We start from the raw sequence: 13,753 nt of genomic DNA, 5'->3' as shown, positions 1-13,753 counted from the left end.
GGATTAGACACATGTCAATCGGACAGGACCTTCTGAACGTTCCCATGGGGGAGATGATCCGGGACATGGCTTTCGCAATCGCCGACAGCCAGTTCCAACTTGATCAGTCGGGCATGCGAACCGCCGAAATGATGGGTGGCCTGCAATCGGTTTTCGACGATGAAGGCAACCAGACCTTCGACGACAGCCGCATCTTTTTTGGCTACGAGTACATGAGTGTGCGCGCGGCACTGGCCTACGCAATCTTCGACGATAGTTTAACCGGCGCGCTGGACGCCGATTCCGTCAAACTAACAGAGGTGGTACTCAACCTGGTCAGCGAACTGGGTCAACTTAGCGCCACTCAAAGCAAAGACCTGGCTAGTAACGGCGAATCTGCAATCGCCAGTGCGCAGGTTGACGGCAAACCACTGCTGGACGAAATCATTCGCGTGCCTACCCGCCTGTCGATGATGGAACTGGGCTTTACCCCCACGTTCTATCAGTTTGTGGACACAATCATTGAAGTAAAAATCGCAATCAAGATGACCCGCAGTTACGAGTCCACACGCACCCGCACCGAGGCGTCGCGCGACAGAAGTTCATCATCAAAACGCTCAAAACGCGGCGGGGGACTGATGGGGCTGTTCGGGGGTAAGCGTTCGCGCAGTTATGCGGGCAAATCGTCGGTGCAAACAACTCAGGTCGATGCGACCTACTCGTCAAAGTATTCCTACTCCGCCGAGGGGGCGAGCCTGCTGCGAACCAAACTGGTTCCGGTGCCGCCACCCGCGATTCTTGAAGAACGCATTCGCGGTTTCGTGGACATCGAGGAAGAAACCCGCCGCGCCCGTCTCACGGAAATTCTGGATACTGACGACAACACCTGATCGGAGGATTAACAGATGGCCATCGGACAGGACCTGCTCAACGTTCCCTTCCCTGCGATGATTCGGTCGATGGGGCTCGCCATTGCCGAAGCGCAGTATGAACTGGACATAGTGTCGATGAAAATCGCGCGTCTTATGGCGGGCTTCAGCCCCGAAAAAGAAGACGATGAAAGAGGGACCGGCTTTGATGCGGGGCGCAACAATCTCGTTCAGATAGGCCCCAACAAAGCGAATGACAGCTATTCGCTGCTGGAGTTGGGTTTCACCCCAACCTTTTATCAATTCGTCGACACCTTGATCGAGGTAAAAATCTCAATCACCATGAGCCAGGAAGACGCGGAAAAGACATCATCGACAAAAGTCGCCGCCTCCGTATCGGGCAAAGTGGGATTCTTCTCAGCCTCGGCCAAGGCCAATGTGTCCACGGTTTCAGCCAGCTATTCCAGCAAGTATCAATACAGCGCAGAGGGTTCATCGCTGCTCCGTACGAAATTGGTTACCGTGCCGGCACCGGCCATTCTTGAAGAGCGTCTGCGCGCTCTTTCTACTCCGCCCTCTCCTGCAGCGGACACGTAAACTATGGCCCGTAACTCTCTTCGCAACCTGGGCACGAGAAGCGCAAATGCAGCGCCCGAAACGCCGCAAATAAACGCAGGTATGCTGCCGGCGGATCTGCGGGCACTTTTGCATCAACGGGAGGCGCTGGAAGCGCGGATGGCGGCTCTGACCGGGCGTCCGGCGGATAATAGCGACAGCCGTTTCCCTATTACCCCCCTTTCGGTTCGCCGGGCAGCCGACGATGCCTGGGCGGCAGCCAGAGATCGGCGGCAGGCTCCCGGTTCGCCCCACGATGAACTGAGTGACGGCAGGTTGAGACGAGTATTGCAAGCAACCCAGGCAAGTGCCTCAGAACCACCACAGCGAACCGGGCAGCGTGCAATTCAAGATCTCGCGGAGAGAACCGGGTTACGCAATTTGAAAAGCCCGGCAACTCAGGCCGAATCGGACCCTCTGGAGCGGATGATGCGCTTGCGCGAGTCGCCAGACATGCGTGATCTGAAAACCACCCTGCCCGAGCCACGCTTGCCCGAGAGGCCCGGAGCACTGGAACGAGCATCTGAAAGACTGGATATTCTACGCGGCGGTTCCGGCGATCTTGACAAATTACGCGCGCTAGCGCTTTCGCGGCGCACAGCACGCTTTCAAGAAGCACGTGAACTCGAGCGCCAACGCAGACCGCAGGATCCTGACGCGAGCAGAGACGCCGCCCGACTAGACCGACGAAGCACACAAGGAGCGAGAACAGACCATGTCTGACCCAGCCAATATATCAGCCGACGCGATAGCGGCCCTTCTGGGCGGGCTGGCCAGCGCCCTGACCGATGCACAACAGACGATGGCAGAATTGCCGCCTGCAGACCCATTTGGCCGGCCACTGCCGAGCTACCGCATTCCCGAACTGGACTTCACCTTTGAAATAGAAACAGTTGAGGCCAGCAACACCAGCAGTAGCGGAAAAAGATGGCTGTTACAGCCCTCTGGTACTTCATCATCTCGAAATACGATCAGTTCGACCATCAGTGGTAAAATCGTCGCCGTGCCACCCAACGGTGGTTTGCCGCAAACCCTCATTGCCGCAATCCAGCGCGGTAACTCAATTGAAGTGCGCTTATCTAACAGCGCTGGCGAAATTCTCACACAGACTCCGGTGGAACTGGAGTTTGACGCAGAGGCAAGCAGCGCTATGCACGGAACGACGCTGACATCAGCTCGACGGCTGGCACTTCTTGCTGAGCAGCAAACCCAAACTGACCAGACCGGAATAGCCATCATCGGTATAGGGTCCCGCGCATTAAAGACCGGTGAAAGCGCCATTGTTTTGGTGCGCGCGGCGGGCGCTGAAACGCGCATCAGCTTGAAAAAGGAAGCGTGATCTATGATCAGAGCCATCGTCGGGACAGGTACTCTTCTGAACTCCAACGGAAAACCCGCCGCTAATCTGGTTGTAAATTTGCAACTGCAAACACTGAAAGGCGGTTGGAAAACGATAGCGCAATCACGAACGACCCAAGCCGGCAGTTTCAAGCTGAGAATGGACGGAAGCGAGCTGAAGAATCTGAACGTTATGCCTCATTTTCGTCTTGCGGGCGGCCGGGGCGAAGTGTTGGCCGAGAACCCGTTAATAGAAGTGGGCAGAACCACGCTCATTGTGGATTTTGGCAAGACAGTGCGCGGTGGCCAAGCCAATCCGCTCAGAGACCGCCTGGCAAAATCCGAGCGCGAATCCCAGACTCTCAAGGCAGAGAAAGACGTTCTGATGCAGCGGTTTCTCGACGCCAAACAGACTACCAAGGCTTTGGAAAAAAACCGCGATGAACTTGCAGCCCAGATTGCGCAAAAGGACGTTAACCTGATTGACCTTAAGGCGCAGCTTGAAAAAACCGAAATGCCACAATCCGGCCCTATGGACGATGTTGCAACTCAGGAAATTTCTCGTTTGAAACTTCAACTGCTCAGCTCCGAAATTGCATTGCGAGACCACAAGGCACGTGAGGACACCCTGAACTCTCGGTTCAACGGGCTGACATCTGAACGCGATAATTTAAAAGCCGAACTGGACGAGTTGCGCGGCGCCGAAGCAGCTGCCCCTCAGATAGGTACCCTGGCCACCACAATCGCTAACTCTTTACGTGGAATGGAAGCCGAGGGCGTTGAGCTTGCTGACGCACGCATCACGCTAAAAGGCTACCTGGCCGATGGCGGCAACCGGTTCAAGCCGTTCGATGCTGCCGAATTGTCACGCGTTGACTCCAAGGCCGCCAGCGAGATCAGCTTCGGTGTCCGGCCCAAGTCGTCTGCCTCAGATTCTGGCGGTCGGGCCATGCCTGACGTTGTTGGCCTGACACCGGCCTCAGCCGCCCGGATCCTCCGCCCGCTCGGTCGCCGCGTTGAAGTGATCGAGGTGCCGGGTAAACCCGTGGGTGCAATTATTACGCAGAATCCCGCCGCAGGCGGCGATCTTCCACCCGAGACAATCATCCGCCTGATGGTCGCTATCGGACCTCAAAAGGAAAGCTGACATGTCAGACTTGAGAAAACTTGCACAGGATATTGGCGCAGCTCCATTAGGCGATCTGATTGCGTCAGTGGGCCGGGGGGTTGCGGAAGCCCAAGCCGCACTGGATGCTGGCTCTCTGGAACAGAGTTTGGCGCTGTATGAAAACGGCGACGACCTTACGCGTATTATGCGCGAGACGGGCTATAGGCCAACGTTCTACGCAATTCCCGAAACCGAAGGCGAGTTAACCCTGTCCCTGACGGTTACCGGAAACTCGGCGCCACAACCAACTCCCAGTGCAGCTCCCCTCGCCCCGCTCGGCACAAAAATGCTCAGCCGCCGAGTGGCGGCCAAGCCTCGCATCTATGCGGCTCCGGTCGATGCCGGCTATCGCAACAGCTACGGTTTCACCGGCACGGTGGGAGCCAAAATCAAGTTCCGCATTGTTGCCGTTCCAGCCCCCAGCGGCGCGGAAGCCGCCCGCGTTGTTCCTGACTTCACCGGTATGACGAGCGCCCAGGCCACAATTCTGGCAGAGAGTTTCGATCTGGTTCTTGAAGGAATCGACGAAGCGAATGCGGATGCCAAAGTAGCCACACAAAACCCCACTCCCGGCGCCGTCGTCCGCGAAGACAGTGCGATTGTGGTTACCACGGGTTAGCTCTGCTCAGCCCCTCTTCAATGGCAACCGTCCGGCAAACCCACCTTGAGCCTGATACCGAAGCCTTCAATATAGCGTCCACTTATTCCTTAGTGGGCACTTATCTTGACCAACGTAAGCGTAACCCGCCCTTATCGAAGACGTCGCCGGCACGCCCCAGAATTTAAAGCTCGGCTGGTGTCCGAGTGCCAAAATCCTGGTGCGTCTGTTTCCCGTATTGCCGTGGAATCAGTGACTGCTTGCGTGGAAGGGATGGCCAAGATGCCGAGCCACGAGCCAACTCACCATTCTTAAAATCGTAGCATCGTAAATTCCCCCCTCCCCTAAAAACCATCAGTTGACATTTTTCTGAGCTTGAGAAAGAATGCTTTTCGGCTCTTATATAGATACGTTTCGTATCGTTATAGGCCAAATATGAAAGGCTCGTGAAATATTGAAGGCTCGTAAAGCACAGCTTCATCGGTATTTTGACTTGCAGTGAGCTCTAAGTTTCCTTCGGTAAAAACAACTTACAAACTAAACATCAGGAAGCATGCCATGAATAAAAAAATGCAATTTGTTCTGACCAGCCTGGCGGCGGGTATCGCTCTCAACACTCTCTCCACAGTGGCTCAGGCCAAGGAACGCTGGACCATGACTACTACTTGGCCAGACAACCTTGCTTTGATTGAAATTGATCGCCACTGGGTAGAGTTGGCTAACAAACTGACCGGTGACGATCTGACCATTAATTTCCGCGCTGGCGGTACTCTGATGCCCGGCACTGAAGTGTTTGATGCCACTGAAACCGGGAGCATTGAGGCTGCGGCCGACTGGCCAGGCTACTGGGCCGGTCGCAGTTCAGCATTTTCGCCTCTGGCCACGACCACTAGCCTGTTCAACGGTGTTGACTATATGAACTGGATCCAGCAGTGGGGTGGGTTTGATCTTTACCAGGAAGTGTATGGCAAGTAAAACATGGTGTATCTGCCATACGCTGTCACCAATAACGAATCGGGTTTCATGGGGGGTAAACCCATAAAAGGTTTAGCTGACCTTAAGGGCAAGCGCATCCGGCTCTCTGGCCGAGACCAGGGGCGGGTATTGGAAGAACTAGGCGGCTCCCAAGTAACTTTGGCCGGAGGCGAAGTATATCAGGCCATCGAACGAGGCGTTATCGACGCCGGTGAGTTCAATACTCCGGGGGTTGATCAAGCTCTTGGGTTTGGTGAAGTGGCAAAGCACTGGGCAACCCCCGGTTGGCATCAGTCAGCCAGTGTGTTTGGTGTAATGATCAATAGAGATGCCTGGAACAAACTGTCCCCGGACACCCAGGAAAAATTGAAAGTTGCCGCCGAGGCTACCATGGCTTGGTCCTTTTCTTGGACAGAGCGCACCTCAACCGAAGGTGCCATCAAGCTACAGGAACAAGGGGTCAAAATTCACCAGTTCTCTGACCAAGACCTCGAAAAAATTCAAGACATAACCAACGAGGTAATTGTGCGCGGTGCATGCGAAGATCCCATGCACGCCAAGATCTACCATTCCATGGTTAGCTACATGGAACATTACGCCAATTGGCGTGATCTAACTGCTCCATTCAACATGAGCCGTAGTATCGACAACCTGCCCTCCTTAGCCGCAATCGAAAAATGCTTGTAAAACGCCCCTAGCAGGCCTGGCACCCTCGTCGGGCCTGCTTCCGTTTTGATTTCGGAGGTTCATCATGAATGCTATTGCCAAGGCGATCGATACTATTAATGAGTTCTTTGGGCGTCTCATTGCGCCAATGATTGCGCTGATTACCCTTATTGTCCTTTACGATATCGGATTACGCTTCTTCACTGACCGACCCAGCGACTGGGCATTCGACATCACTAAAATGCTCTTCGGGGCTCACTTCATGCTGATGGCAGCTTATGGTTTGCGACACCACATTCATGTCGAAGTGGACGTAATCAAGCGGCTGCTGTCGCTCAAAACACAGGCTCTCCTTGACGTGATTGGCTACCTGATATTCTTCATGCCTTTTATGTGGATGCTGCTAAATCTGGGCTGGAGCTTCTTCATGCGCTCGTTCAGCCGAGGTGAAACAACCTATGGCATGGTGTCAATTCCAGTATATCCAATAAAAGGCGTTATCTTCGTCACGGCCGTGCTGATCTCGTTACAGGGCATTGCCATTGTTATCCGCGCAATCCAGCAGCTGCGGGAGGAGCAAGCATGAACTTGAGCCCTGAAGCACTAACCCTCCTGATGTTTGTGGGGTTAATTATCGGTTTGTTTATGGGCCACCCACTGGCATTTGTGCTGGGCGGCGTGGCAGTGATTGGTGCACTGGCTGGGCCGGGGCTGAACGTGATGGGCACCCTGGTGAATAATATTTACGGCAACGCCATGGACAACTACGTGCTAGTGGCTATTCCACTATTTGTTTTGATGGCGCGTTTTCTGAACGACTCGGGGGTTACCGAGAAGATGTTCCATGCTATGCGCCTGCTACTGGCTAACCTGCGCGGCGGCTTGGCCCTAACTGTTGTTATCGTCTCTGTGCTGCTGGCGGCCACTACTGGCATTGTGGGTGCATCAATTGCGGTAATGGGCATGATTGCTTTGGTGCCTATGCTGAAGTACGGCTACAACAAGGAGTTGAGCACCGGCGTTATCATGGCCAGCGGCTGTTTGGGCATTCTGATTCCGCCCAGCATCATGTTGATTCTGATGGCTAGCTATTCGCCAGTATCGGTGGGAGCCCTTTTTGCCGGTGCCCTGGTGCCCGGCTTGATGCTGGGCGTTATGTACGCCCTCTACGTGCTGGTGATTTGCTACATCAAGCCCGACCACGGCCCGAAAGTGCCGGCTGAAGAGCGCTCACGAACCAGTAATGGTGAACTTGTCATGATGCTGTTCAAGTACGTGCTGCCGCCGATGGCATTGATCCTGGGGGTTCTTGGCGCCCTGTTCACTGGCCTTGCCACCGCCACGGAGGCCTCAGCTATTGGGGTATTTATCGCTTTTTTGCTGTTTATGATATTTGGCGACCGAAAACTTAGCACCTGCTACAGCACCCTGATCGACGCCAGTAAAACCACGACCATGGTGATGCTGGTAATGGTCGGTGCTACGGCCTTTACCGGTGTTTTTTCTCGCGGGGGTGGCATGAACGTTATCAGCGACCTGGTATTGGCGATGCCCGGCGGCAATACCGGTGCCTTAATTTTGATGCTGCTTCTAGTGTTCTTTCTGGGCATGTTCCTTGATTGGACCGGCATTGTACTGCTCAGCTTCCCGATCATGCTGCCAATTATCGATACGATGGGAGTCGACATGTTGTGGTTTGTGGTGATGGTCGCCGTGGTACTGCAAACCTCTTTCTTGACGCCACCTTTCGGCTACGCCCTGTTTTATCTGAAAGGCGTGGCTCCACCCGGGATTGAAATTATCGACTTGTACAAGGCAGTTATCCCGTTTGTTGCCCTGATTTTAATCGCTTGCGTGCTATTGGCCGTTTTCCCCTGGTTGGTGACAAGCCTGCCTGGTCTCTTGCTGCGCTGACCCAGTGATGCATTCAAAGCAGAGCCATATGGGCCGCATCTTCTTACCGACAACAAAAAGTAACAGTACTTTAGGAGAAAATATATGTCTGCCACAGTCGTTCTACCAAGAATTATGGAAATCGGCCCGGGAGCTCTAACCAAGTTACCGGAGATTGTACAGTCGTTAGGGGGGCGAAAAGTGCTGATCATAACCGATAGCATGATGGTCTCCCTGGGTTACGCAGGGGAAGTTCAGGCTTTGCTTTCGGCAGCCAACCTGCATGTAGATGTGTTTGACGGCACCGAGCCCGAGCCTACGGCGAAATCCATTGAGGCTGGCTTGCAATGCGTGCTGACGCACCAGTACGACCTGATTATCGCTCTAGGCGGTGGTAGTCCTATTGACAGCGCCAAAGCCATTGCCATTCTGGGACGGCACCGGGGTAACATCCGCGATTACAAATTCCCCCGCCAAGTCAATGAAGCTGGCATTCCTTTGGTGGCAATTCCAACCACCGCAGGCACAGGCTCAGAAGTAACCCGATTTACCATCATTACTGACGAAATCAACGATGAGAAAATGCTATGCGCCGGCGTCGGCCTTATGCCCATGGCTGCCATCGTGGATGTCAACCTGACCTTGAGCGTACCGCCCCGGACCACAGCCGACACTGGCATTGACGCGTTGACTCACGCCATTGAAGCCTATGTTAGCCAGAAGGCCAACCCATTCAGCGACAGCCAGGCACTTTCTGCCATGAAGCTAATTGGGCCCAACCTGAAGCGTGCTTATATTCACGGCAACGATTTGAAAGCACGAGAAGCCATGATACTCGGCTCTACCTTGGCAGGCATGGCGTTTTCCAGCGCCTCAGTGGCACTTGTGCATGGTATGAGCCGCCCTATTGGCGCGTTCTTTCATGTGCCTCACGGTCTATCGAACGCCATGCTTCTGCCCAGCGTGACTAAGTTTTCAATACCGGCCGCCCCTGAACGCTACGCCGACTGTGCACGTGCAATCGGCGTAGCCAATGCTGGGGATAGCGATGAGGTGGCCAATCAAGCCTTGCTGGACAAACTCAACGATTTTAACCGCGAGCTGAAAGTGCCCACCCTAGCTGAGTTTGGTGTTAGCAAGGAAAACTTTGACCAACTGCTTAACACCATGGCCGAGCAGGCCTTCGCCTCCGGTTCGCCGGACAATAACCCACGGGTACCAAGCACTGAGCAAATGATCACGCTCTACCAGCAACTTTGGCACTGAACAGTCAACATAACACCCAAAAAGAGGATAACAACATGCATTTAATTGGACATCTTATAAACGGCCAAAGCGTCAGCGATCACGTGCGCACACAGTCGGTTTATAATCCAGCAACCGGCCAGGCTATCAAAGATGTGGCCCTCGCTGGTCAACAAACCGTAGAGCAGGCGATTGCCGCCGCTGAGCAAGCCTTTCCGGAATGGCGCAAAACTCCGGTCATCAAGCGTGCTCGGGTGATGTTTCGTTTTAAGGAGTTGCTGGAGAAAAACGCTGACAATATTTGCCGGCTGATTGGCGAAGAACATGGCAAGATTCTGCACGATGCCGCCGGTGAACTGCAACGCGGCCTTGAAAACGTGGAATACGCCTGTGGTGCCCCCGAACTGCTCAAGGGAGAACACAGCAGAAATGTCGGCCCTGGCATTGACTCCTGGAGCGAGTTTCAACCGCTGGGCGTAGTCGCCGGTATTACCCCGTTCAACTTTCCGGCCATGGTACCCCTGTGGATGTATCCAATGGCCATAGTATGTGGCAATTGTTTTGTATTAAAGCCTTCTGAGCGTGACCCCAGTGCCACTCTGTTCATTGCCAGCTTGCTAAAAGAAGCGGGTTTACCCGACGGTGTAATGAATGTGGTGAATGGCGACAAAGAAGCGGTAGACACCCTACTCCATGACCCCCGCATTCAGGCCGTCAGTTTTGTTGGTTCCACTCCCATTGCAGAATACATATACTCCACTGCAGCCGCTAACGGCAAACGCTGCCAGGCTCTAGGCGGCGCCAAAAACCACGCTATCGTGATGCCCGATGCAGACTTGGACAATGTTGTAAACTCGCTACTAGGTGCTGCGTTTGGCTCATCAGGGGAGCGTTGCATGGCCCTGTCGGTTGCAGTGGCTGTGGGCGACGATATTGCCGATCGGCTGGTTGAGCGCATGCAGGCTGAAATCCAGACGCTCAAGGTGGGGGCTTACTCAGACACTCAGAATGATTTTGGCCCAGTAATTACCCGCCAACACCAGCAAAAAGTTGTTGCCTATATCGATAGCGCAGAAGAGCAGGGTGCCACTGTGGTGGTAGATGGCCGCCAGCTTCAGCCAAAAGGGTACGAAGAAGGCTTTTTTGTTGGCGCCACACTGATTGACCGGGTAACTCCAGAAATGACAAGTTACAAGGAAGAAATTTTTGGCCCAGTGTTGCAGGTGGTTCGGGTGCAAAGCATGGAGCAGGCCATGCAGCTGATCAATGATCATGAATACGGTAATGGCACCTGTATATACACCCGTGACGGCGAAGCCTCACGCTATTTTAGCGATCACATACTGGTAGGTATGGTAGGGGTGAACGTGCCGTTGCCAGTACCGGTGGCCTATCACAGCTTTGGTGGCTGGAAACGCTCGCTATTTGGTGACTTGAACGCCTATGGCCCAGACGGAGTGCGGTTTTACACTCGCCGGAAAACTATTACCCAGCGCTGGCCCAGCGCTAACTTACGCGAAGGAGCCCAGTTCTCCATGCCTACTTTGAACTAGCATCCTGGCTAAGCTCTGCGGCCTGTCAATCCGGGCCGCGCAGCTGAGCGGTACCTGACTGAGCCGTTTCTTTAAGCATAAAACTCAGCTCCTTGGCGGCCGCTCTTAGCTGAGGGACAAACGTCTGCAAATCTTCCAACGATTTGCGTACCGTAGGTGCATGGGTAAACAAACTGGCAAAGTAATTCCCTGTCGGTGCCAGTATTGGCACCGACAGGGCTACCATACCGGCTACAAACTCTTCGTTGTCTACCCCCACACCGGTTTCGGCAATTTGCTCCAGACTCGCTTCCAGTGTTTTTTCGTCTACCAAAGTATTTTGAGTTACCGCCTGCAGCGGCATATTGCGAATCAGACGCTTGCGTTGTGCTTTGGGCAAAGAGCTCAAATACAGTTTGCCGCTGGAGGTGCACCACACCGGCACATTGCTGCCAATCTGCAAATACAGTTGCAGCGGCAAATTACTTTGTACGCGATCGGTGTACACCATTTCCAGTCCGACCGGAATAGCAATGCCGCAGGTTTCACCTATCTCGGCGGCCAGCCGCTGCAACACCGACAATCTCTGACTTTCCAGCGTGTTACTGGTAAGCACGCCAATTGCGGACTTTACCATCCGAGCACCGGGCACCACCAAACCGCGCCAGTCTGTTTGCACAAAGCCGTCGACCTCCAGCTGCTGCAGCAGGCGATGAATGCTAGGCTTAGGGATGTTTAGGGTGAAAGCCAGATCTGCCGGTGACAGTGGGCGCTCACTGGTGGACACGAGCTCAATAATTTCTAGCACCCGATGGATCGAGGAGCCCTTGCGGCGTTTGGCGGAATCGTTCATGGACTGAAAACCTACCTATATTAAAAAGCCATAATGGCGTTGAAAAGCATAAGGACGTTTAGGTTAACAGCTTAGCCTAAACTGAAACTGTGTGATCTTTAGTAAGCATATCTTCGACCAATCCTATTCGTAAGCGCCCGGCCATCACACACTGCTAATGCTCACCAGCTTCCAGTTGTGCGGTAGCAGTTCATCAATAGCGCTGCTTTTCTCCGTCGGCAGAGGGGTGAGCTTTTTCATTGTTGATGGATTGTCGTTTATCCGGTGACAGGTCTTTGGCTGCCCGCTCGACCTGGTACAACTGGCCGATGTATTCCAGGGTCTGTGCCGCTATCTGACCCTAGCTGGCCTGGTCCAGCAGGTTGCTTTGAACGCCATCCAGTTGTTCGCTGCGTTGGGCGTACTCTTGTGGTGCTTAAGAGGCGCCACTCCGTGGGCCAACTTCCCGATGACCGCATCGAGGTGCAATCAGCGTCCGGTACCTGGCAAACTTCCGCTATGTTCAGCCCCATACACATCGGAAGCCTGAATCTCCGTAATCAACCATTCTTTAAACGCCTTCATAGCCACCGTTAACGGGCGATTTTTCTGGTGCACGAGATAAAAAGCCTTTCGGGTGTCTAGCGGAATATCAAATGGCACGACTAAATTACCGGAACTGATTTCTCTGGAGGTTAACGTGAGGTCCGCCAGAGCTACGCCCAGGCTTTCTTGTGCAGCGGCGGTGGTTAGCTGGCTGCTGGACAACTGGAGGCTGTCTTTTGGCGTAATGTATTCTGAACCAGCAACTTGAAACCAACTCTCCCACTCCCACATGCGAGTGCTTACGTAGATCAATGTGTGGTGCCGCAGATCACCAGGAACCTGCAAAGGGTGCCCGCTTTCTAATAGTTTTGGACTGCACACAGGTACAAGCAGGACTTTCTGCAGGAAAAAGACTTCAATATCATCCCACTCGCCACCGCCGTAGTAGACCGCCATATCTGTGCTCGACTGATTAAAGTCAAGCAAGCCTACAGAGGCGTTTATCTGCAGCTCTATATCCGGAAACATCTCCCGAAAGCGTGACATCCGCGGCATTAACCAACGGGTCAGAAAGTTGGGCGCAACACTGATTTGAACCACATTGGTTTCTTTGCTTGCTGTCAGCCTGTGGGTTGCCACTTCGATTTCGTTCAGCGCGTGCTTAACAGACACCAGATACTGTTGGCCCGCAGGCGTTAACTCAACTGTGCGCCCACTTCGGCTGAATAGCTGCACCCCCAAATAATCCTCAAGTGTCTTGATCTGGTGGCTCACTGCCGATGCAGTGACAAATAATTCCTTGCCTGCAGCCGCAAAGCTGCCGTTTCTGGCGGATGCCTCAAACGTTCTAAGCGCATTCAAAGGGGGAAGTTGTCGCATAGGCCCTACTACTTACCATGAATTTTTCTCAGCACTCTCATTAAAAACAATCGCTTTCCGAAATTTCTCGACTTAAGTAGCCTATCCCCTATAGCACTAATATGGTGAAAACCAAGGAGATTATTCTTAATGAACACTCAAACATCACACGTACCCAGCATTACCGAAATCAATCAGGCTGTAGAACTGGCCAAAAGAGAGCGCAGCAAATACATTGCAGAAAAGACCAGCGCGCTGTCTACAAAGCTGAGCACATTCATTCGTTCAACACTTCAATCTACAACGGGTAAAGTGTTTTCAAGCCACTCTCCGAACCACTCCCCAAGCCACTAACCGCGGTAGCGTCAGTCACTTCAATTCGACAAACGGCGGAATGAAGGCGAGCTGTCAGCTCTAGTGGGTTCTATTCTCGCCCTTCAAGCACAGCGTCCCACTCAAACGTGCGAATGCTCAATCAATCTTGAGCCATACTGTTTTTGTGCGCAGGCATTCTGCTAGTGCTCTCAATGTTTTTATCGATCAGCAACTCGTCAATGGGGTAGCCATCCGCCGCTGCTACCTCCATCACCTCGGGCATCATTGCCCGCATTAGCCCATCACCATAGCAGCAAACATTCG

Annotated in this window: 16 protein-coding genes; 13 read left to right on the top strand and 3 right to left on the bottom strand. The window is 53.6% G+C overall.

Features of this window, described 5'->3' with window-relative positions:
• Positions 1 to 11: 11 nt before the first annotated feature.
• From CDH47_RS07065 to CDH47_RS07015, 12 genes are all read left to right on the top strand, one after another.
• Positions 12 to 869, top strand: a complete 858-nt coding sequence (locus CDH47_RS07065) for a hypothetical protein (RefSeq protein ID WP_205077543.1) — start codon at positions 12 to 14, stop codon at positions 867 to 869.
• Between the two features lie 15 nt (positions 870 to 884).
• Positions 885 to 1,445: a hypothetical protein gene (locus CDH47_RS07060; protein ID WP_100639143.1), complete on the top strand. Its 561-nt coding sequence runs from the start codon at positions 885 to 887 to the stop codon at positions 1,443 to 1,445.
• Between the two features lie 3 nt (positions 1,446 to 1,448).
• On the top strand, positions 1,449 to 2,186 hold the full coding sequence (locus CDH47_RS07055) for a hypothetical protein (protein WP_100639142.1): 738 nt from the start codon (positions 1,449 to 1,451) through the stop codon (positions 2,184 to 2,186).
• The gene (locus tag CDH47_RS07050; RefSeq protein ID WP_100639141.1) at positions 2,179 to 2,802 is read left to right on the top strand and encodes a hypothetical protein; all 624 of its coding nucleotides are present in this window, start codon (positions 2,179 to 2,181) and stop codon (positions 2,800 to 2,802) included. Before CDH47_RS07055 ends, CDH47_RS07050 begins: the two co-directional genes overlap by 8 nt.
• A gap of 3 nt (positions 2,803 to 2,805) precedes the next feature.
• Entirely contained in the window at positions 2,806 to 3,948 is a 1,143-nt protein-coding gene (locus CDH47_RS07045) for a PASTA domain-containing protein (RefSeq protein ID WP_100639140.1), read from the top strand.
• A gap of 1 nt (position 3,949) precedes the next feature.
• A complete protein-coding gene (locus CDH47_RS07040) occupies positions 3,950 to 4,588 on the top strand; it encodes a PASTA domain-containing protein (protein WP_100639139.1) in 639 nt (212 codons plus the stop codon).
• Between the two features lie 537 nt (positions 4,589 to 5,125).
• On the top strand, positions 5,126 to 5,542 hold the full coding sequence (locus CDH47_RS17600) for a type 2 periplasmic-binding domain-containing protein (RefSeq protein ID WP_205077541.1): 417 nt from the start codon (positions 5,126 to 5,128) through the stop codon (positions 5,540 to 5,542).
• Between the two features lie 3 nt (positions 5,543 to 5,545).
• The gene (dctP, locus tag CDH47_RS17595) at positions 5,546 to 6,229 is read left to right on the top strand and encodes a TRAP transporter substrate-binding protein DctP (RefSeq protein WP_205077539.1); all 684 of its coding nucleotides are present in this window, start codon (positions 5,546 to 5,548) and stop codon (positions 6,227 to 6,229) included.
• 64 nt (positions 6,230 to 6,293) lie between these two features.
• A complete protein-coding gene (locus CDH47_RS07030; RefSeq protein ID WP_100639138.1) occupies positions 6,294 to 6,794 on the top strand; it encodes a TRAP transporter small permease subunit in 501 nt (166 codons plus the stop codon).
• Positions 6,791 to 8,122, top strand: coding sequence for a TRAP transporter large permease (locus CDH47_RS07025; RefSeq protein ID WP_100639137.1), 1,332 nt, complete (start codon positions 6,791 to 6,793; stop codon positions 8,120 to 8,122). Before CDH47_RS07030 ends, CDH47_RS07025 begins: the two co-directional genes overlap by 4 nt.
• Before the next feature lie 84 nt (positions 8,123 to 8,206).
• Complete coding sequence (locus CDH47_RS07020; RefSeq protein ID WP_100639136.1) at positions 8,207 to 9,367, top strand: iron-containing alcohol dehydrogenase; 1,161 nt, start codon at positions 8,207 to 8,209, stop codon at positions 9,365 to 9,367.
• Positions 9,368 to 9,402: 35 nt separating this feature from the next.
• On the top strand, positions 9,403 to 10,899 hold the full coding sequence (locus CDH47_RS07015; protein WP_100639135.1) for a CoA-acylating methylmalonate-semialdehyde dehydrogenase: 1,497 nt from the start codon (positions 9,403 to 9,405) through the stop codon (positions 10,897 to 10,899).
• Positions 10,900 to 10,924: 25 nt separating this feature from the next.
• On the opposite strand, the gene CDH47_RS07010 is transcribed toward CDH47_RS07015, so the two are convergent.
• Positions 10,925 to 11,731, bottom strand: a complete 807-nt coding sequence (locus CDH47_RS07010; RefSeq protein ID WP_100639134.1) for an IclR family transcriptional regulator — start codon at positions 11,729 to 11,731, stop codon at positions 10,925 to 10,927.
• Positions 11,732 to 12,199: 468 nt separating this feature from the next.
• Complete coding sequence (gene gcvA / locus CDH47_RS07005) at positions 12,200 to 13,135, bottom strand: transcriptional regulator GcvA (protein ID WP_100639133.1); 936 nt, start codon at positions 13,133 to 13,135, stop codon at positions 12,200 to 12,202.
• Between the two features lie 129 nt (positions 13,136 to 13,264).
• On the opposite strand from gcvA, the gene CDH47_RS07000 reads away from it, so the two are divergent.
• Positions 13,265 to 13,468: a hypothetical protein gene (locus CDH47_RS07000; RefSeq protein WP_100639132.1), complete on the top strand. Its 204-nt coding sequence runs from the start codon at positions 13,265 to 13,267 to the stop codon at positions 13,466 to 13,468.
• A gap of 121 nt (positions 13,469 to 13,589) precedes the next feature.
• Here the strand turns inward: CDH47_RS07000 and CDH47_RS06995 are convergent, their stop codons facing one another.
• Complete coding sequence (locus CDH47_RS06995; RefSeq protein WP_100639131.1) at positions 13,590 to 13,724, bottom strand: ketopantoate reductase C-terminal domain-containing protein; 135 nt, start codon at positions 13,722 to 13,724, stop codon at positions 13,590 to 13,592.
• Between the last annotated feature and the right edge of the window lie 29 nt (positions 13,725 to 13,753).

Source organism: Marinobacter salexigens, assembly GCF_002806945.1.
Lineage (GTDB): Bacteria > Pseudomonadota > Gammaproteobacteria > Pseudomonadales > Oleiphilaceae > Marinobacter > Marinobacter salexigens.
The sequence above is the reverse complement of the archived record's forward strand: the minus strand, read 5'-3'. Positions and strand labels throughout refer to the sequence as shown.